This window comes from Rhodococcus sp. JVH1, assembly GCF_000280725.2.
Classification (GTDB): Bacteria; Actinomycetota; Actinomycetes; order Mycobacteriales; family Mycobacteriaceae; genus Rhodococcus_F; species Rhodococcus_F jostii_A.
Window position 1 is genome coordinate 486,589 of sequence record NZ_CP166290.1, and the last position, 18,644, is coordinate 505,232.

Sequence of the window (18,644 nt, forward strand, 5' to 3'; positions counted from 1 at the left end):
GCGAGCGCACACCGACCAACCCCTGAGGGGCGTTGCTTCCGGTGCGGCTTCGTCTACACCGCCAAATGCCAAGACTGCCCGCAGCTGCGGAGTATCCGCCGCGAGTTGGAAGCACGCGGAATGATCCCGTTGACCGCACCCGAGCCGGGTGTGGGCACGTGCGCGGGCAAGTCCGCTACCTGGGAACTGACGGGACAGAACTTGGCATCGTGGCGGCGTGCGATCGATTCGTGCCACGAATGCCCGATCCTCACCCAGTGCCGCACCACGCTGCGCAATCGAATCGCTGGGGGTGAACCGCCGCAGGATCAGATCGTGGCGGGCGCCGCGTTCGACTACTACGGCAATCATGTACCCGCCGATCGGCTCCGGGCGTATGCAGTCCTGCGTGCGAGGACTCCCCGAGGTCCCGCCAACCACGTCACTGCTGGTGGTGATGCCGCATGACCGCCCGCCGATTAGCCCCGACGGTCCTGCCGTGCGCGATTGACCCGCAGTCGTGGGACATCGATGAGGGTTCGTACCGCGCCGGCCGCGACGCGCAGCGGGAATGCTTCCGGTGCCCGCGGCTCGCCGCATGCCGCGCCGAAGTCGCAAAGATGATCGCCGCGGGAGATCCGCCGCAGTCGATGATCTGGGCCGGTGTCGCGTATCGCCACGACGGAACAGCCGTCGCCACTGATCGTGAGCTGCGGGTGTACTACAACCGCGTCGAAGGGCAACGGGCAATCGAGCGGGGGTCGGCGGCATGATCAGTCTTTCCGACCGTGTCCTGCTCATGGCGACCGGCGTGATCGAGTGCCCCGCTACCGAAGGGCCAGGGGCCCTGCGTTGGGGATGGCTCGCTGATCTCTATTCCCACCCGGTGTGGGGTCTGGTCACCATTCCGGGCTTCTCCACCGCCGTGGGACACACCGTCGCCACGTTGTGCCGCGACATGCCGACCGGCACGGTCAACTCCCTTGCTACCCGATGGGATGCGGTGCACCGGCTCGGGGCGATCGGCGTCAGCCGCGCTCAGTCGGCGGCCCTCTATGCCTGGTCCGCGGTCGCCGATACCACCGTCGATGCTCATGACTACCTGAGTGGCCATCAGTTCAGTGGTGCGGAAGCTGTCGCCGCCGCGTTCTGGGCGCACCTCGCCGCCAAACCTGAGTCTGTCGCCGAGAAGTGCATCGCCGCGGCCATCGAGGCCTGGGCGTCACGGCTGCACTTCCCCTCGACGAGAGGGGCAATCACATGACGGGCCTCACCGCCACCGACCGCAACGGGCACACGTGGGAACTCATCGCAATTGACAGCGTCATCTGCGCGCTACTCGTCGCCGACACGAGCACGCCGACCGTGGTGTCCGCCGCACACCTCATCGAGACACACGGCCCAATCCGACTCTCACCCGACAGGTGTCGTCTCAGCCCGGGAGCACGCGACGCGCTCGTAGATGTCGTCGACCTCGTCGCATCGGAGCCCGAAACGGCCACGGTTGAGCAGATCCGTGAGGTCGCCGCCGCGGCCCACCTGTTGCTCGGTGTGAAGCCGGCACCGCGGTCGGCGTAACTGGCACGGCTGCGGCTAAAACCACCCTTCACCGATCCCTTTCAACGGACACGCGCGAACCTTCACAGTTCGCGGTGACCGCGCTAGTGGATCGGCGCCCAATCACGCCCACAGCGAGGCGATGCCCCTGACTCGTAACCATCGCGCGACCCGATAACCCAAATTTCATAGCGCAGACCTCAGAAATGCGAAAACCCCCTTGGTGGGGGTGGTTTCAGATTCACGAACCGCTCCGCGGCATGTTGTTGAGGAGGACTTGCCGGTCCTCCTCAACCCAGAGGGTGAAGGCCTTGCCGCGCCGTCACATTCTCTGAGGGTGAGTGTCGGAAGTTGACCGCTTCCGGCGCTCGTTCTGCATTCCCCGAAGGGACATACCTATGGCAGGTACGTCTGATGCTAACGCATGCGCTGAATCAGCATCAACACCAATCGTTTCGCCCACCAACACCAGGTCATCGACACACGGCGGTAGGCACATCCCGCAGTCGGCAGAAGTCGACACCTGGGAAGCCTCCGTCCACGCCGCCACCCACGCCATCAACCAACTCCACGAATACAACCGCGACACCGGGCAACGCGGCCGATCCTTCACCCTCCCCACCACACCCGGACGCGAAGCCACCATCCCCGTCTGGTCCGGCCGCACCCAATGGCTACGCCAACTCCGCCACCACATCACCCACACCACCACCGGTCAGGGCGCACTCACCACCCATAGCATCAGCATCGAACGCCTGATGGCGGTCGCCACAGCCCACGCCCGATTCGCGGATTCCACCACCGGCCGCGGTGTCACCGCGTCTCGGCAACTCATCGCGCACCACGCCGGTGTCTCACTCTCCGTGGTCAACCGCGCCCGCCGCGTCCTCAAGACCCTCAGCATGGGCGTCGAACTCGAACGCGGCCGAACACTGCGCACCCGTGAATACATGGCCGCCGAACTCCACCACGGCGGCCAACAACACCAAGCCGCCTCCGTCTGGGCACTCAGCTCCCCGAAAAGCATCGTCGACGCCACTCCCCCACCCCCACAACGACCATCGCGTCCGCGCCGCGCCCGCGCCGCCCGACGTCTCGCACGCCACCGCACCCGGCCCCAACAATCCACCACCGCGGCCAGCACAGCTCATCCCCAGGCCACCGGTGCTGACACCCTATCCCCCGGTACTTACGTTCCTTCACATAGTCTTTCGTTACGAAGTACTCACCAACGCGCACACGCGCGGCCCACCACATCCATCCCACAACCCCGACCACTCCACCTCCAACGAGCCGTCGCCACCCTCATCTCCCGCTCCCCCGTTCTCGCCCGCGGCCATATCGGCAACATCTGCGACACCATCCAGGCCGCCGGGATCGACACCACCCGCTGGACCGGTGATGACATCGCGCAGACCCTCGACCGCGACACCACCCAACGCGGGTGGACCTGGCCTACCGCAGACCGGATCAGCTCACCGGTCGCCCTCCTCCGCTGGCACCTGACCCACATCGACTGGACCGGCCCCTCCCCCAGCCAGCACCGCACCGCAGCCAACGCCCGGCGCCGCCGCGAACAACACACCCGCCGCACCGCGATCCACCATCGCAACGCCATCCAAGCAACCCCGGAGCAGCGGGAAGCTCACACCACACATCGCCGAGTCGATCTCCGATGAGCCATCCAGAGGAACGTTCACCAGTTTCGCGGGTAGTCCTCCACAGTCATCGAGCCGCCCCACCTCGGGTGACGGACCGACTGCTACTGCGGACGATTTTGCCGACCGCCTCTGTCGAACAACACCGGAGGCGATCTGGGGCACATCTCGATCGCAGTTGCGGCACTGGACCGCTGCCACAGTGGTGCGAGTTCTCAGAAGCTGGGCGAGTCTCACGGCGTCGCCCACCATTGGAGTGCGTCGGCGGGGTGCGACTCACGCCCGCAACTCCCCCGCGATCAACCGGAACGCCTCGTCCCAACCGATCGGCTCGTAGTGGTCGGCGTCGGGCCAAATCACCATCGGATGAGTGAACCGGCCTGCTGACCGAGCCAGTAATCGGTGTGCCCCACTAGTTCAGAAATTGGATGGGCACTCGAACTGGCCGGCGAGCTGTCCGCGGCCTCAGGTGCGGATGGGAAACCGATCCACGAATGGCTCGAGTTGCGCCCGTTCCTGGCCGCCCCTCCGACTGTTACGGAGTGCGCTTCTCACCACGGGTGACGACATGGCTGGCAGCTAAACGCACAGTGTCGGTACATCGGGCCGGACGCCTTCTTTGGTGCTGAAGGTGAAACCGCGGGCCAACGGATTCGTCGCGAGAATGATGCAAAAAAACAATCTGTGATCCCTTCCCTGTGCGATCCAATGCCTCACTCACGCATTGCGAACACCTGAACAGTTCGGAGTATGGGGTGGAGTCACTGACCCTGCTCGGCGCCGGGAACCCCCTGCCCTGCAAAGCTCCGATGAATCGAAATCACGCGCGGTAGCCGTCTGTTCCGCCGCGTCCGACGACGATCTTCGGGACCACCGCACGCGACGACAGCCGCAGCAGGGCGTCGACGAGTTCGACGATGTCGTTGACCTCGATCATCGCTTCGGGCGGGATCGTGTCGTGGATCCACGCGGACATGTCGGTGTCGACGTACGCGGGGGCGAGCGCGGTCGCGGAGACGCCGTTGCCCGACTCTTCCACGTTCAGCGTCTCGGTCAGGGAGATCAGGGCGGCCTTGGTCGCGCCGTAGACGGCGAGCCCCGCTTCGGCGTACACGCCGGTGATCGATGCCAGGGCCACGACCTTGGACCCGCGTCCCGGGTTCTCCGCCGCACCGGTCCGGAGCAGCGGCAGCGACTGCTGCAGCAGGCTGAACGGCGCCCGCAGGTTGACTTCGAGGCTTTTGTCGAATCGGCGCATGGGGAACTCGCCGATGGCGCCTGCGGTTCCGACCCCGGCATTGAGTACCAGCGCGTTGAGCGACCCGAACGCGTCGGTGTGCGCCTCGACGACGTGTCCCGCGGATTCCTCGTCGGCGAGGTCACCCGCGACCGCGACGACCTCCTTCGCGCCCGCGGTCCGCAGGTCGGCGGCTACGGACTCGAGCCGATCGCGATCGCGGGCGGTGATCGTCAGCCCGTACCCCTGTTCGGCGAGGCGGGTGGCGATGCCGAGTCCGATGCCACGTGAGGCGCCGGTGATCAGTGCGGTGCGGCTCATACGGTCTGTCCTTTCAGGGCGCGCAGGCCGGCCGCGATGAATTCGGGCACCGCGTCGCCTGCCTTGTCGAAACCTTCTCCGACGGTGGCGCCGACACGGTAGCGGTGGTTGATGCCCTCGGCGATGACGGCGAGTTTGAAGTTCGCGAGCGCCAGGTAGAAGTTCCAGTGGACCAATTCGCGCCCCGAGGCCACGGTGTAGCGCTGCGCGAGGTCGTCGGCCGACGGCAGTCGCGGGCTCGTCCAGGCCGCCGGTTCGCCGAGCACCAGGTCGAGAGCCGGATGCCGGTAGACGCACATCAGGGCGACGTCGGTGAGCGGGTCGCCGAGGGTCGAGAGTTCCCAGTCGACGACCGCCGCGACGGTGCTCACGTCGCCGGACGCGAGGATGGTGTTGTCGATGCGGTAGTCGCCGTGCACGATCGACGACTCCGACTGCTGCGGAATCGATTCGACGAGCGCGGTATGCAGGCGGTCGACGTCCGCGGAGTCCGTCGTCTTCACCCGCCCCCACTGGCTCGCCCACAATGTGACCTGCCGGGCCACGTACCCGTCCGGGCGGCCGAGCGCGCCCAGTCCGACGGCGTCGTAGTCGACGTTGTGCAAAGCGCCGAGCACACGGACCAGTTCGTCGGTGCACGAGTCGATGTCGTCGCCGGACAGCGCCTCGAGATCCGACTTGGTCCGGATCACCTGGCCCGTCACGTGTTCCACCACGGTGAACGGCGCGCCCATGACACTGTCGCCCTCGCACAGCGCGACGGTGGCGGCCACCGGGACGTCGGTGCCCTGCAGGGCCGAGGTGATGCGGAACTCGCGGGCCACGTCGTGCGCCGAGGGTGTGAGCCCCGCGGTGGGCGGCCTTCGCAGCACCCACCGCGAGGAGTCGTCGAAGATGGCGTACGTGAGGTTGGACTTGCCGCCGGCGATCAGGTCGGCCCGCAACTCACCGTCGAGAGGAACGTCCGACGCGGACAGGAACCTCCGCAGCGCAACGAGATCGAGCCCCCGATGTTCGCTCATGCGCCCGCCTCCCGCGCGGCCTTTTTCGCGGCACCCACGACACGCTTGGCGATGGCCCAGCGGTGCACCTCGGACGGTCCGTCGTAGACGCGGAACGGTCGCACCTCGCGGGACAGCCGGGCGAGGGGCAGGTCGCCGGACACGCCGAGACCGCCGCACATCTGGATCGAGCGGTCGACGATGCGGAAGATGGCCTCGGACGCGTAGGTCTTGGCGATGGACGTGGAGTTGCTCGCGTGGCCGCCCTGATCGAGTTCCCAGCACGCCCGCGTCAACAGTGCCCGGCTGGCGGCGATGTCGATCTCGTTGTCCGCGACCATCTTCTGGACCATGCCGAGATCGCCCAGCTTGCCTCCGAAACCGTCACGTTGCGCGACGTGTGCCACGGCAACGTCGTGGCCGCGGCGCGCCGCGCCGAGCCAGCGCATGACGTGTGTCATCCGGGCGGGCCCGAGCCGGACCTGGGCGTAGGCGAATCCCTGGTCCACCTCGCCGAGAACCCCGCTGTCGGGGACGAACAGATCGTCGAAGAACACCTCGCAGTGCCCACCGATCATTGCCCTGTCGAGGGTGTCGATGTGGCGTCCCACCCTCAGCCCGTCGGCGTCGGCCGGTGTGAGGAACATCGTGGCGCCGCCGCGGTCGCCGGGCACGCCGGAGGTGCGGGCGAAGATGATGAAGAATCCCGCGCCGTCGGCGCCGGTGATGAAGTACTTGTGGCCGTTGATCTTCCACCCGCCCGGCACCTTCTCGGCGCGCGTGGTCAGCGCCGAGGGGTCGGAGCCGGCTCCGGGCGACGGCTCGGTCATTGCGAACGCCGACCGCATGTCGCCGTGCGCCAGCGGGGCGAGGAACCGCTCCTTCTGCTCGGGGCTGGCGATGTGCGCGAGCATGTGGACGTTGCCTTCGTCGGGGGCCCCGATGTTCAGGGCCGTCGGACCGAACAGCGAATAGCCCGCAGCCTCGAAGACGGGCGCGCGATCGGTCATGTTCAGGCCGTGCCCGCCGTACTCGACGGGTGCGTGCGGGGCGAAGACTCCGGCGTCCTTGGCTGCCTTCTGCAGCTCCACGCGCAGGGTGTCGCCACCAGCAGCTGTGATGTCGCCGCCGTGCTCGTCCTCGATGGGCAGCACGACTTCGCGGATGAACGCCTCGGTCTTCTCGACGAGCGCGGTCACCCCGGGTGCGTAGGACAGATCGATCGCCACAACTACCTCCAGTCAGTACGACGACTCCAGTACCGACCGATCACTCGCTCGGTCGAAGTCGTCCCCGACAATTCCACAACAGGGGCCACGAGGCAATCCCCCGGATGCGATGCAGCAGCTCGCCCACCGCCAGAAATAGAACCTGACATGGAACAGAAGTGGGCCAAACGTCTTGACTGTCTGCCCAAGTTCGCCTTACTGTACCGGGAACGGCCGCGAAAAAGATGGTCACTCGAGCGAGGTGGAGAAATCATGCGCGTTGTATTTGTCGGTGGCGCAGGCGCAATGGGCAGCAGGGCAGTTCGTACCGCTGTCGGGTTCGACGAGTTCACCGAATTGGTCATTGCCGATTTCAATCTGGAAGCAGCCCAGTCGCTTGCAGCAGAACTCGGACCTCGAGTCTCAGCGGTCAAGTTCGATGCGAACAACGACGACGCCCGCGCACTGTTCGACGGCGCGTGGGGTGTGCTGAGCACCCTCGGTCCGTTCACCCGATTCGGTACCAAGATCATGGGCGCCGCGATCGCCTCCGGTTGTCACTATGTAGACATCAATGACGACTGGGAGCCGACTCTCGAGGCGCTGGAATTGACTCAGCTGGCGAAGGACGCGCGAGTCACGGCACTGATCGGCGTGGGCCAGAGCCCCGGTGTCACCAACGTGCTCGCTGCGAAGGTTGCCGACGAACTCGACGAGGTGCATGAACTCATCACCGCGTGGAACCTGTCCGGGACGCGATCGGACGCCCCGGGTAAGCGACCCGACGCAGCGATGGTGCACTTCGTGCACCAGACCACAGGAACGATCCGAGTCATCGAAGACGGTCGGTGGGCCGACGTGCCCCCCATGCAGGAGTTGACCCTGTTCTATCCGGGCATCGGAAACCTTGCCGTCCGTACCATCGGCCATCCCGAAGCCATCACCCTGCCTCGCACCTTTACCGGTCTGCAGCGGTGTGTCAATGTGATGGCCGGACCGGCGTGGTACTTCGACCAGATGGCCGCACGCATGTCCGAAGTTGATGCCGGTCGGCTCTCCCCGTTGGATGCCGCCATTCTGATGGAGGAGGAGCCGCCGGTGCGTCCTGCGAATGCCCCTGCTACGCCCCACACACCCACGCTGTGGGTATGGGCATCAGGAAAGAAGAACGGGGTCGACACCATCGCGGTGGGCGGTATGAACAGGTGGCCGACCGGCAAGATGCCTGGATCGACCGGCACCCCCGCAGCGGTCGCGTTGCGCCTGCTGGCCTGGGGCGAGATCAAGGTGCGTGGAGTGGTCACACCTGAAGAAGCAATCCCGGCGGACCTCTTCTTCGCCGAACTGGACCCGCTGTACACCGAGCCCCACGGCACCGAGAAGCCGCTGATCGAGATCACTACAGTCTCGGTCGAATCGACAAATGCGTAGCTTGCGAGCGGTTACGAATCACCGGAGAAGGAACCCGAATGAGTAATTCCACAACGGTCTTCGTGACCGGCGCCGGATCCGGGATCGGACGCGCCACTGCAACACTGCTCGCCGACCGCGGCTATGCGGTGGCAGGGTTCGACCGCAACGGTACTGCCGTTACCGAATTCGCGGACGAAATCAACTCACGCGGGGGCAGGGCGCTTGCCTGGGAAGGCGACGTCACCGACACCGCTGCCGTGGCTTCCGCCGTCGACCAGACGGTCGCCAACTGGGGTCACCTCACCGGCGCAGTTGCCTGCGCGGGAATCGAAGTCGTCGGCGGTGTTCTCGATCTCGATTTCGAGGATTGGCAACGAAGCCTGTCAGTCAATGCGTCTGGAGTATTCAACCTGGCCAAGGGTGCCCTGCCGCACCTCATCACCTCCCGAGGATCCTTCGTCGCGATCGCATCGGATGCCGGCACCGAGGGCGCCCAGGGCTACGCGGCGTACTGCGCCGCAAAGCATGCAGTGGTGGGTTTGGTCAAGAGTATGGCGCTCGACCACGGCGTGCAGGGCGTGCGCTCCAATGTGGTGTGCCCGTCATTCGTTGAAACCCCAATGGCGACCAGAATTTTCGACAGCACCGCGCCGGGGGAAGCAGAGTTCTATCGCGACGTCATTCCCATGGGTCGATTCGCACTGCCCGACGAGGTCGCGAAAGCAGTCGCACACCTACTCGGCCCCGACTCGTCGTTCACGAACGGCATGCTGTACGCCATCGATGGCGGAGGAACGGCAGGCTTCTACCGACCTGCCTAGGGGTGGAGTGGCGCTGCGCTGTACCGGCGATGCGGACACGACACGAAACGACCTGCTTGCAAGTGACCGATATGGAAGGGCACGTCATGAATTCTCCTGAACCGATCGTGGTAGTCGACGGCGCGAGGACCCCGATCGGCAGCTTCGGTGGTGCGTTCAAGGACGTGCCCGCCCACGAACTTGGTGCCACCGCCGTCAAGGCCGCACTGGACCGTGCCGGGGTGCCGGGCGGCGACATCGACGAGGTGGTGATGGGCTGCATCGGTCAGGTCGGGCCGGACGCCTACAACGCCCGCCGCGTGGCCCTGGCCGCGGGACTTCCCGAGAAGACGCCGGCGTACACCGTCAACCGGCTGTGCGGGTCCGGGCTGCAGGCGGTGTGGTCGGCGGCGCAGCAGATGCGCTGGGGTGGGGTGGACTTCGCCCTCGCCGGCGGCAACGAGAGCATGTCGCGGATGCCGTTCTACGACTTCTCCGCCCGCTCGGGCTACAAGCTCGGTGACCGCAAGCTCGTCGACGGCACGGTCGCGATCCTGACCGACCCGTTCGGTGGCGTGCACATGGGCCGCACCGCCGAGGCCGTCGCCCGCAAGTACGACGTCAGCCGGCAGCAGCAGGACGAGTTCGCCGTCGAATCCCAGCGCCGCGCCGCCTCCGAGGCCGCCAAGGCCGCGTTCGCCGAGGAGATCACCCCGGTGCAGATCGGGGGCCGCCGCCCGCAGACGATCGACGTCGACGAGCACCCCAAGCCCGACACCACCCTCGAGACCCTCGCGAAGCTGAGGCCGGCGTTCGAGGAGGGCGGCTCGGTGACCGCGGGCAACGCGTCCGGGATCAACGACGGTGCCGCGGCGCTGGTGCTGGCCACCGAGTCCGCCGCCCGGGAGAAGGGCCTGACCGGGCTGGTCACGCTCGAGGCCGTCGCGACCGCGGCGATGGACCCGGCCCTGATGGGGTACGCCCCCGTGCTGGCGCTGGCGAACCTGTTCGAGCAGACCGGCACCACCCCCGGCGACATCGACGTGATCGAGCTGAACGAGGCGTTCGCGTCGCAGGCGGTCGCGGTGATCCGGGACGCGAAGCTGAACCCGGAGAAGACCAACCCGTACGGCGGTGCGATCGCTCTGGGTCACCCGGTCGGGGCGACCGGCGCGATCCTGAGCCTGCGCCTCGCGAAGGACCTCGTGCGCCGCGACCTCGAACTCGGCATCGTCACCATGTGCATCGGCGGCGGACAGGCCCTCGCCGCACTCTTCAAGCGCACCTGAGAGACCGCCACACTCGATCCGGATCATTGAAGCATCTACCAACACCTTTGGCCCCGAGATCTGTAGATCTCGGGGCCGAAGGTGTTGACCGCGTGCCGAATTATCCACTGGTGTGCGGAATTGTGTCCCAGCCCTCGACGGATTCGGGGGTGCGGGGTGCGGGTCCGGTGTAGATGGCGGCGGGGCGGACGAGCTTGCCGAGACGTTTCTGCTCGAGGATGTGGGCGCACCAGCCGGCGGTGCGGCCGCAGGTGAACATCGCGGGCATCATGTGCGCGGGGACCTCGGCGAAGTCGAGGATGACCGCGGCCCAGAATTCGACGTTGGTTTCGATGGCCCGGTCGGGGCGGCGTTCGCGCAGTTCGGCGAGGGCGGCCTGTTCGAGGGCGGCGGCGGCCTCGTAGCGGGGGGCGTTCAGGCGTTTCGCGGTGGCGCGGAGCACCCGGGCGCGGGGGTCTTCGGCGCGGTAGACGCGGTGCCCGAAGCCCATCAGCTTTTCCTTGCGGTCGAGGATGCACTTGACCAGGGCGCGGGCGTCGCCGGACTTTTCGGTGTCTTCGATCATCGGCAGGACGCGGGCGGGGGCGCCGCCGTGCAGGGGGCCGGACATCGCGCCGATGGCCCCGGACAGGGAGGCGGCGACGTCGGCGCCGGTGGAGGCGATGACGCGGGCGGTGAAGGTGGAGGCGTTCATGCCGTGTTCGGCGGCGGAGACCCAGTAGGCGTCGATGGCGGCGACGTGGGCGGGGTCGGGGTCGCCTTTCCAGCGGACCATGAACCGTTCGGTGACGGTCTTGGCCTCGTCGATGCGTTTCTGCGGGACGGCGGGCTGGTAGATGCCGCGGGCGGACTGGGCGACGTAGGACAGGGCCATGACGGAGGCGCGGGCGAGTTGTTCGCGGGCGGTGTCGTCGTCGATGTCGAGGAGGGGCTGGTATCCCCAGATGGGGGCGAGCATGGCCAGGCCGGCCTGGACGTCGACGCGGACGTCGCCGGTGTGCACGGGCAGGGGGAACGGTTCGGCCGGGGGCAGTCCGGGGCCGAAGCGGCCGTCGACGAGCAGGGCCCACACGTTGCCGAAGGTGACGTGCTTGGAGACGAGTTCTTCGATGTCGACGCCGCGGTAGCGCAGGGCGCCGCCGTCCTTGTCGGGTTCGGCGATGTTGCTGGTGAACGCGACCACGCCTTCCAGTCCGCTGACGAAATCGTCCGGCACCGGTAAACCGGGAGGTCCCAAGACTGACAAGGTTGTTTGGTTCATGGGGCAGTCTCCTTCTCGAAGGTGGGGTATCGCCGACGAACGGTTTCGTCGACGGGGAAACGCAGTTCAGATCGGTACGCCGCGGCCGCTCGAGCATCGATCAGCGCAGCACGGGCCGAATCCCACTGACCGGCTCATCATCGCTCACGTCCGCACCGCTTCAGTGGCACTGCACTGCCACTGTTCAGAATGCGATCCGCACTTGCTTGATCACGATAGTGTCGATGGGCCCGTGTCCCGCGCCGCTCATGCTCGTGCTGCAAGGTACTGCTCGGACTCCAAACGACGAATGTGCGTGACAGACCGGGCGAGATCCACCAGATATCGTGCCAGCGCCACTGTTTCGGGCCCGCCGATGCGCTGCCGGTGGGATGCCATTTGCTGGAGGACCAGTCCGTCCAGCATCCCGACCAGGTAGTCCGCCAAAATGACCGGATCGATCCCCTCTGCCAGAGCCGATATGGCCAGCCGGTCTGCAACCGCATCCACGTGCTTACGGAAACTCTGCGCAGCAAGGTTGTCGCTCTGCTGAGTCCGCAGTGCCCACAGCAACAGTTCGTACTGCGCAATGGCGACATCCGAGCTTCCGTCGAACAGCTGCTGATAACCGCATACCATTGCCGCCACCGCGTCCTCGAGAGGTGGACTCGAGTTCGGGTTGCTCGACTCCCAAGGCCCCGACGCAAAGGCCTCGGTGTTTTCGAGAACGGCGGCGAACAACTCGGCTTTCGACCCGAAGCTGTAGTGGAGTGCCGCGAGGTTGAGGCTCGCTTCTTCCGCGATGCGACGAGTGGTGGCCTTGGACAGCCCTTCACGCGCGATGACCCGCGCAGCGGCGCGCACCAACTGAGCACGTCGCTCGGTGAGCGTGGAGTACCCCAACGTCTTTCTCCGTCCTAGTCCACCGGATCCGATCCGGAAAGTCATTTCGGTCTGCGCCACCTCACCCTTGGATGCGGGTGTGGTGTCCGGACCACTCTCTGTCTCGCAGTTGAAACTTCTGGATTTTGCCAGTAGATGTCTTCGGAAGTGCGTCAATGACATCGATGACGTCGGGCACCTTGAACTTCGCCATTCGAGTGGCCGCATGACTCCGCAGTTCGTCGGGTGTCACCTGCGCGTTCGGCTTCGTCACCACGAATGCCTTGGGTCGTTCCCCCCATTTTTCGCTGGGTACACCGATCACCGCAGCTTCGAGAACGGCCGGGTGTGAGACAAGCACCTGTTCGACCTCGACAGAGGAAATGTTCTCTCCTCCGGAGATGACTATGTCCTTGCTACGGTCCCGGAGCTCGACGTAGCCGTCGGGATGCATGACCCCGAGGTCACCGGAGTGAAACCACCCTCCTTCGAAAGCCTTTTCGGTGGCCGCGGGATCGTTGAGATATCCCTTCATGACGCCATTGCCTCGCATCACGATTTCACCGATGGTGGACCCGTCCGCGGGGACGTCGGTCATGTTCTTGTCCACCACCCGCACTCCGTCCGTGTGGATCATTCCTACGCCTTGACGTGCTGCGAGTCTGGCTTGCTCGGTTGCGGGTAGCTCGGCCCAGTCGGACTGTGTTTCGCACACCGAATACGGTCCGTATGTCTCGGTCAGGCCGTAGACGTGAATGATCTCGAACCCGAGCGCCCGAGCTTGCTCGATGATGGTGGGGCTGGGAGGGGCCCCTGCCGTTGTCACCGTGACGGCCTGCGGAAGGGCCGCCGCCGAGGGAGAGTTGACCAGCATCACCAGGACGGTGGGGGCCGCGTTGAAATGACTGACCCCCTCGGTGCGGAAGAGGGCCCAGATCTTCTCGCTGTCGATGGCCTCGAGACAGATGTGGGTGCCACCGATGGCGGTAATCGCCCACGGTGTGCACCAGCCGTTGCAGTGGAACATGGGCAAGGTCCAGAGGTAGACGCTGTCGGAGGTGTGCCGAGAATGGATCAGCTCCCCCATCGCATTCAGGTATGCGCCCCGATGGGTGTACATCACCCCTTTGGGACGCCCGGTAGTGCCCGAGGTGTAGTTGATGCTGATCGTCGCCAGCTCGTCCCGGACCGTCCAGTCGATCGGCTCGTGCGCATTGTGATCGAGAATCTTTCGATATTCGAGGGCATCGACGCCGGCGATATCGCCGGCACCGATGACCACAACCGTGGACAGTCTCAATTCGCCGGCGATGGGCCGGATCGAGTCCAATAGCGACTCGTGGACGACAAGGATCTTGGCGTCGCAGTGGGCGAGGATGTAGGCGATCTCTGCCGACGCCAGCCTGGTGTTGAGTGCCACTAGGACACCCTTGGACAACGGAACTCCGAAATGCGCAACGAGTAGTTCCGGAACGTTGGGAGCGAGATAGGCCACGCGATCCTGCTCGCCGACGCCGAGGCGAGCGAGCCCACGCGCGAGTGCGGCGGCTTCTGCTGCGAACTCGCTATAGGTCGCACGTCGACCTCCGAGGACGATCGCGGTCTTGTCCGGAAAGGTCTTGGCAGCACGGTCGAGGAAAGCCAGTGGAGTCAGGGCAGTGACATACGGTTCGGACATGGGTGCCAACTTTCATCGGAGAATTCGGGCCGGAACACGCCTGATCGCGCGATCGTAAGACCACGACGAGGCCGACGCTTCCGGATAAGCAGCACGCCTCGCGCGACAGCCGGAAATGGTTCTCCCTACATGCGGCTGCGCGGTCAGATCACCCGACTCGACCATATGGCCCACTTGCCTGTCAAGAGACAATACTTTGGACTCGCCAAATCGACGGCCCAGGCACGCGAGGACGCCTCGCCCATTTCGAAGCCGAGAACGGCACCGCATCCTTACCGCGCAGAAACATCTACGTAACAATGAATATTGTTGCACGGCAATCCATTCCGACCACAAGACATGCGACTTGACAAGCGCGAAACCGACGCGGTTAATGGACAGGGTCCGATAGTTGATCAACTGCACAAGTCATGCGGCTTAACCAATTGCCCTGAAGGGATTGACAGCCGTCGAGTCGACCAACTAGCTTGACCATGTGCCCAAGTCGAGTGACTTGGATCACGACCCAACCAGGATGTGATCGTTCCGTTCGCTCGCCGAGAACGGGAGCCACATCGGATTGCCCACGAACGCAGCGGAGGAAACCATGGTCAGCGAAGTATCGGTGCTCGGGCTCGGAAACATGGGATATGCACTGGCGCGGGCATTCGACGCTGCTGACCGTTCTGCCACCGTCTGGAACCGGACGCCGGGCAGGAATGTGGGACTTCAGGCGGAGTCTGCGCCGTCCGCAGCGGCCGCGCTTGCTGCCAGTTCCCTGTCGGTGATCTGCCTGTCGGACAATGCAGCGGTTCGCGCCTTGCTCGACGCTCCTGAAGCGGTGTCCGCGGTGAAGGGCCGAACCATCGTGAATCTCTCGACGGGAGTGCCACGCGAAGCGGGCGAACTGCAGAAACTCTTCCACGACGCCGGCGCCGAGTACCTGGACGGCATCATTCCCGACTACCCCGAAGCGGTCGGCACCAAGGAACTCGGAATCGTCTACTCGGGGTCCGAACATGTGTGGAACCGCAATCGCGAACTGCTCTCTGAGCTGGGAGGCGCATCCTGGTACGCCGGGGAATCCGTCGGAGTGGCGGCGGCGATCGACACGGCGATGTGCATCAACTTTTATCACACAGCTATCGGTGCATTCGTCGAGTCGGCTGTCTTCGCGCGGCACGAGAACGTTTCGTTCGAGAGTATCGAACGAGTGGCACTCGAACTGGTCGCATTGCTCCGCCACCAGATCCCTATCGCGGTCGCCGAAATGCGGGCGGGCAAGTTCGACACCGATCAGGCCGATATCGACGTGCACTGGCGCGGGACCGAGATGGCAGCGGAGGCGATGAGCCTCCTCGCCGGACACCGCGACCTGCATATTGCTCCCCTCGTCGCCGACCTGCGACGAGCCCATGAAGCAGGTTTGGGCGACAAGTCGCTACCCGCACTGTCCACGCAACTTCTGCCCTAGACGCACCCCTACCCGACCACGCGCGACGCATAGTCCTGACACACAAAAGGAGATGAACAGATGGCGGCCTTGCAGACTGTTCCGAACGACACCCTGGTAGAACACATCATCGAGATCGTCGACCGCGAGGGCGGCGTGATCGTCGAGAACTTCATCGACGACGAGACCCTTGCCGGGCTGTGGGACGATCTCGGACCTGACCTCGACAAGACTCCCGGCGGAGCCGACGAGTACCTCGGCAAGAAGACCCGTCGAATCTCGTCGCTGTTTGCCCGTAGCAACCACATGGAAACGGTGGTCACCCAGCCGTCGTATCTCCAGACCGCCCGCGCGCTGATGCAGAAGCCCGTCAAGGTGTATCTCGACGAGTGGATGGACATCACGCCCACCATTCAGATCAGTATCAGCCAGGCCATCCAAATTCACCCGGGTCAGGGCAAACAGCCCCTCCACCGCGACGACGCGATCCACCTTCGCCGCCACCCCGGCCCTCACAGCCGTGTCCAGCTGATGCTCGCAATGAGTGAGTTCACCGAGGAAAACGGCGGCACGATGGTCATTCCCGCCAGCCACCATTGGGACGACGAGCGCACCCCCCTCGAGTCCGAAGCGACTCCCACGGTGATGGCAGCCGGATCTGCACTGATCTGGGTGGGCGGTGTCTATCACGGCGGTGGGCACAACCGGTCCGACCAGCCGCGCACCGGCCTCACGATCGGTCTCGATCTGGGCAACCTGCGGCAGGAGGAGAACCAGTACCTCGCCATCCCTCGCGAGAAAGTTCTCGAGTACTCCGAAGAGGTCCAGCGACTCCTCGGCTACGACGTGTGCCCGCCGTTCCTCGGCGCATACGAGATGAACGATCCTCACATCCTCCTCGAGGACAGGGAGATCAGCACGACCATGGCCGCACAGACTCTGTTTGGAGCAAAATGAGCACCGCCACCACTCCCCCGATCGTCCGGGAGGACGACGCGACGCCCTTTGTCCGCGCCATCACCACAGCGCTGCGCCGGTCCGCAGGCACACCGGCCGGCATCGAATTGCTGTCCACCCTGCCCGCTGTCGTCGGCGTTCGCTCGGCCTCCGATTTCCAGAGGGCGACAATAGTTTCGGGCGCCTCGGAGGTCCGGGTGCACCGTGGTCTGGCAACGGACACAGACGTGGTCGTCGACGTCGATCCGGCAACTCGCCGCCTCGCTGGGAGCCAGGACGACGTCGAGCCCGGGGCGGCAGCGGTCGCCGCGGTCCTCGAGCCGGAATTGCCCGAGCTGGCCGATGTCGCGGCCGAATTCTGGGAGCTGACGAAGAATATCCCCGGCATGCCGGCGCTGAAGTTCGTCGCGACCGACTCGGGCGACCAAGTGGTCGTCGGTGACAGCGCACGACCCTATGAGATTCACGGTGCCGAAGCAGATTTGCGCCGCATCCTCGGTGGTTTGGAGACATTCCCCGATTCGCTGTTCGCGGGCAAGTTGACCATCAGTGGCACCTTCCGCGAGTGGTCTGTTGTCACCGGCGCATCTATGAAGGCGGTTTACGATGTCTAACAATTTCGATGCGGCGGCGTGGGTCGATCAGCATTCCATCCGCACCGTTCGGGCGGAAACCCTCAGCCTCGACGGTGTCCTGATCGGAAAGCACCTCGCCCCGCAGAAGTTCATTTCGGGCGCTCACGGTGGCGGATTCAGTTTCGCGGACATCGTCTTCGGTGTGGACATGGCCAACATTCCTCAGTTGGGGTTCGATTTCGGTGACTGGCGCGGTGAACTCCGCGATATCCAGTTGAGGCCGGATCCGAGCACCCTCGTAGTGGACCCCTCTCTCGACGGTCTGGGGTCGGTGCTGTGTGACATCACCGACCAGAACGGCGTGCCACTCCCAGTCTGCTCACGGTCCACCCTCAAGCGAATGGTCGAGGAGCTGGCTGCGCGTGGGTATACCGGCAAGGCCGCCATCGAGATCGAGGCCACCGTTTTCGAGGAGTCGATCGAGCAGGCCCGCGCCCAGGACTTCAAGAATTTACACCCGCTGGGTGGCTCGTCGGGTGCCGTCTACGTGCTGAGCCGCTCGCGTGATTTCACCGAATACATGGATGCGGTTGCGCGTCGACTCGACGAACTCGGAATCCCATGGGAAGGCTGGGCCGACGAGTCCTCGATCGGACAGATCGAGTTCAACATCTCCCCCACCGACATCGTCACCGCCGCTGACCTGTACGTGCGGACCCGCCAGGCCATGCGTACTGTCGCGTACGAACTGGGCCGCACGGTCACCTTCATGGCACGCTGGGCACCGGACCAGTACGGTCAGGGCTCGCATATCAATCTGTCCCTCGAACGTGACGGAGTCAACGCCTTCCACAACCCGGACAACCCGCACCGTCCGTCGCAGGCGATGACCGACTTCATCGGTGGAGTGCTCGCGACATTGCCGGCTGCAACGACGTTCCAGTTCCCGACGATCAACTCGTACAAGCGCATCGTGGAGTTGGATGGCCCGCCCACCAGCATCACCTGGGGCGTGGAGAACAAGTCGACGGCAGTGCGTGCGATCTGCCGCGATGCCAAGCAGACCCGAGTCGAGTACCGAGTGACCTCGGCCGATGTGAACATCTATCTCGCGTTCGCGGCTTTCCTCGCGGGCGGCATCATCGGGCTCGACCAGCACATCGATCCGGGACCCGAATGCAGTGTCATGGCGTGGGGGCTCCCCGCCGGAACCGTACCGAAGATCCCGACGAGCCTGTCCGCAGCTACGGACATCCTGGTCGCCGACACCCTGTTGTCGAAGGTCCTGGGAGCGGATCTGGTCGACTACTGGGCCGGTACGCGCCGGTGGGAGTGGTTGCAGTTCCACACCACAGGCGGCGACCCGGACGCCGGCATCTCCGACTGGGAACTTCAGCGCTACTTCGAACACATCTGA

At 65.1% G+C, this 18,644-nt stretch carries 18 protein-coding genes and 1 pseudogene; 13 read left to right on the forward strand and 6 right to left on the reverse strand.

The window, feature by feature from the left end:
- Positions 1 to 120 precede the first annotated feature (120 nt).
- The 6 genes and pseudogenes from JVH1_RS39815 to JVH1_RS39840 form a co-directional block, all read left to right on the forward strand.
- A complete protein-coding gene (locus JVH1_RS39815) occupies positions 121 to 447 on the forward strand; it encodes a hypothetical protein (RefSeq protein ID WP_009480726.1) in 327 nt (108 codons plus the stop codon).
- Positions 444 to 752, forward strand: coding sequence for a hypothetical protein (locus JVH1_RS39820; protein WP_009480725.1), 309 nt, complete (start codon positions 444 to 446; stop codon positions 750 to 752). Before JVH1_RS39815 ends, JVH1_RS39820 begins: the two co-directional genes overlap by 4 nt.
- Positions 749 to 1,243: a hypothetical protein gene (locus tag JVH1_RS39825; RefSeq protein ID WP_009480724.1), complete on the forward strand. Its 495-nt coding sequence runs from the start codon at positions 749 to 751 to the stop codon at positions 1,241 to 1,243. The genes JVH1_RS39820 and JVH1_RS39825 overlap by 4 nt, the downstream gene beginning before the upstream one ends.
- Positions 1,240 to 1,557, forward strand: coding sequence for a hypothetical protein (locus tag JVH1_RS39830; protein WP_009480723.1), 318 nt, complete (start codon positions 1,240 to 1,242; stop codon positions 1,555 to 1,557). The genes JVH1_RS39825 and JVH1_RS39830 overlap by 4 nt, the downstream gene beginning before the upstream one ends.
- Before the next feature lie 377 nt (positions 1,558 to 1,934).
- A complete protein-coding gene (locus tag JVH1_RS39835) occupies positions 1,935 to 3,215 on the forward strand; it encodes a hypothetical protein (RefSeq protein ID WP_009480722.1) in 1,281 nt (426 codons plus the stop codon).
- Positions 3,216 to 3,897: 682 nt separating this feature from the next.
- Positions 3,898 to 3,963, forward strand: a pseudogene (locus JVH1_RS39840) (WhiB family transcriptional regulator); the annotation flags it as partial.
- Positions 3,964 to 4,014: 51 nt separating this feature from the next.
- Here the strand turns inward: JVH1_RS39840 and JVH1_RS39845 are convergent.
- From JVH1_RS39845 to JVH1_RS39855, 3 genes are read right to left on the reverse strand one after another with little or no spacing between them, the layout of a single operon-like run.
- Entirely contained in the window at positions 4,015 to 4,752 is a 738-nt protein-coding gene (locus JVH1_RS39845; protein WP_009480720.1) for an SDR family oxidoreductase, read from the reverse strand.
- Positions 4,749 to 5,774, reverse strand: coding sequence for a phosphotransferase family protein (locus JVH1_RS39850; protein WP_009480719.1), 1,026 nt, complete (start codon positions 5,772 to 5,774; stop codon positions 4,749 to 4,751). The genes JVH1_RS39845 and JVH1_RS39850 overlap by 4 nt, the downstream gene beginning before the upstream one ends.
- Entirely contained in the window at positions 5,771 to 6,982 is a 1,212-nt protein-coding gene (locus JVH1_RS39855; protein ID WP_009480718.1) for an acyl-CoA dehydrogenase family protein, read from the reverse strand. Before JVH1_RS39855 ends, JVH1_RS39850 begins: the two co-directional genes overlap by 4 nt.
- Before the next feature lie 252 nt (positions 6,983 to 7,234).
- Between JVH1_RS39855 and JVH1_RS39860 the strand changes: the two genes are divergently transcribed.
- From JVH1_RS39860 to JVH1_RS39870, 3 genes are all read left to right on the forward strand, one after another.
- Positions 7,235 to 8,392, forward strand: a complete 1,158-nt coding sequence (locus tag JVH1_RS39860; RefSeq protein WP_009480717.1) for a saccharopine dehydrogenase family protein — start codon at positions 7,235 to 7,237, stop codon at positions 8,390 to 8,392.
- A gap of 62 nt (positions 8,393 to 8,454) precedes the next feature.
- Positions 8,455 to 9,195, forward strand: a complete 741-nt coding sequence (locus JVH1_RS39865; protein WP_157174119.1) for an SDR family NAD(P)-dependent oxidoreductase — start codon at positions 8,455 to 8,457, stop codon at positions 9,193 to 9,195.
- A gap of 86 nt (positions 9,196 to 9,281) precedes the next feature.
- The gene (locus JVH1_RS39870; protein WP_043783051.1) at positions 9,282 to 10,463 is read left to right on the forward strand and encodes a thiolase family protein; all 1,182 of its coding nucleotides are present in this window, start codon (positions 9,282 to 9,284) and stop codon (positions 10,461 to 10,463) included.
- Positions 10,464 to 10,563: 100 nt separating this feature from the next.
- On the opposite strand, the gene JVH1_RS39875 is transcribed toward JVH1_RS39870, so the two are convergent.
- From JVH1_RS39875 to JVH1_RS39885, 3 genes are all read right to left on the reverse strand, one after another.
- Complete coding sequence (locus JVH1_RS39875; protein WP_009480714.1) at positions 10,564 to 11,724, reverse strand: citrate synthase 2; 1,161 nt, start codon at positions 11,722 to 11,724, stop codon at positions 10,564 to 10,566.
- Between the two features lie 246 nt (positions 11,725 to 11,970).
- The gene (locus tag JVH1_RS39880; protein WP_051033842.1) at positions 11,971 to 12,666 is read right to left on the reverse strand and encodes a TetR/AcrR family transcriptional regulator; all 696 of its coding nucleotides are present in this window, start codon (positions 12,664 to 12,666) and stop codon (positions 11,971 to 11,973) included.
- Position 12,667: 1 nt separating this feature from the next.
- Entirely contained in the window at positions 12,668 to 14,263 is a 1,596-nt protein-coding gene (locus JVH1_RS39885; protein ID WP_009480712.1) for a long-chain-fatty-acid--CoA ligase, read from the reverse strand.
- Positions 14,264 to 14,849: 586 nt separating this feature from the next.
- Between JVH1_RS39885 and JVH1_RS39890 the strand changes: the two genes are divergently transcribed.
- From JVH1_RS39890 to JVH1_RS39905, 4 genes are read left to right on the forward strand one after another with little or no spacing between them, the layout of a single operon-like run.
- Complete coding sequence (locus JVH1_RS39890) at positions 14,850 to 15,716, forward strand: NAD(P)-binding domain-containing protein (RefSeq protein ID WP_009480711.1); 867 nt, start codon at positions 14,850 to 14,852, stop codon at positions 15,714 to 15,716.
- A gap of 60 nt (positions 15,717 to 15,776) precedes the next feature.
- On the forward strand, positions 15,777 to 16,652 hold the full coding sequence (locus JVH1_RS39895) for a phytanoyl-CoA dioxygenase family protein (RefSeq protein WP_009480710.1): 876 nt from the start codon (positions 15,777 to 15,779) through the stop codon (positions 16,650 to 16,652).
- Positions 16,649 to 17,266 (forward strand): hypothetical protein, encoded by a 618-nt coding sequence (locus JVH1_RS39900; protein ID WP_009480709.1) that lies wholly within the window; start codon positions 16,649 to 16,651, stop codon positions 17,264 to 17,266. The genes JVH1_RS39895 and JVH1_RS39900 overlap by 4 nt, the downstream gene beginning before the upstream one ends.
- Entirely contained in the window at positions 17,259 to 18,644 is a 1,386-nt protein-coding gene (locus JVH1_RS39905; protein WP_009480708.1) for a glutamine synthetase family protein, read from the forward strand. Before JVH1_RS39900 ends, JVH1_RS39905 begins: the two co-directional genes overlap by 8 nt.

Excerpts from the sequence above, each read along its gene's own strand:
- JVH1_RS39905 (WP_009480708.1), top strand. The coding sequence starts at position 17,259 with ATGTCTAACAATTTCGATGCGGCGGCGTGGGTCGATCAGCATTCCATC.
- JVH1_RS39875 (WP_009480714.1), bottom strand. The coding sequence starts at position 11,724 with ATGAACCAAACAACCTTGTCAGTCTTGGGACCTCCCGGTTTACCGGTG.
- JVH1_RS39850 (WP_009480719.1), bottom strand. The coding sequence starts at position 5,774 with ATGAGCGAACATCGGGGGCTCGATCTCGTTGCGCTGCGGAGGTTCCTG.
- JVH1_RS39900 (WP_009480709.1), top strand. The coding sequence starts at position 16,649 with ATGAGCACCGCCACCACTCCCCCGATCGTCCGGGAGGACGACGCGACG.
- JVH1_RS39815 (WP_009480726.1), top strand. The coding sequence starts at position 121 with ATGATCCCGTTGACCGCACCCGAGCCGGGTGTGGGCACGTGCGCGGGC.
- JVH1_RS39895 (WP_009480710.1), top strand. The coding sequence starts at position 15,777 with ATGGCGGCCTTGCAGACTGTTCCGAACGACACCCTGGTAGAACACATC.
- JVH1_RS39890 (WP_009480711.1), top strand. The coding sequence starts at position 14,850 with ATGGTCAGCGAAGTATCGGTGCTCGGGCTCGGAAACATGGGATATGCA.
- JVH1_RS39835 (WP_009480722.1), top strand. The coding sequence starts at position 1,935 with ATGGCAGGTACGTCTGATGCTAACGCATGCGCTGAATCAGCATCAACA.
- JVH1_RS39825 (WP_009480724.1), top strand. The coding sequence starts at position 749 with ATGATCAGTCTTTCCGACCGTGTCCTGCTCATGGCGACCGGCGTGATC.
- JVH1_RS39885 (WP_009480712.1), bottom strand. The coding sequence starts at position 14,263 with ATGTCCGAACCGTATGTCACTGCCCTGACTCCACTGGCTTTCCTCGAC.
- JVH1_RS39830 (WP_009480723.1), top strand. The coding sequence starts at position 1,240 with ATGACGGGCCTCACCGCCACCGACCGCAACGGGCACACGTGGGAACTC.
- JVH1_RS39845 (WP_009480720.1), bottom strand. The coding sequence starts at position 4,752 with ATGAGCCGCACCGCACTGATCACCGGCGCCTCACGTGGCATCGGACTC.
- JVH1_RS39860 (WP_009480717.1), top strand. The coding sequence starts at position 7,235 with ATGCGCGTTGTATTTGTCGGTGGCGCAGGCGCAATGGGCAGCAGGGCA.
- JVH1_RS39820 (WP_009480725.1), top strand. The coding sequence starts at position 444 with ATGACCGCCCGCCGATTAGCCCCGACGGTCCTGCCGTGCGCGATTGAC.
- JVH1_RS39870 (WP_043783051.1), top strand. The coding sequence starts at position 9,282 with ATGAATTCTCCTGAACCGATCGTGGTAGTCGACGGCGCGAGGACCCCG.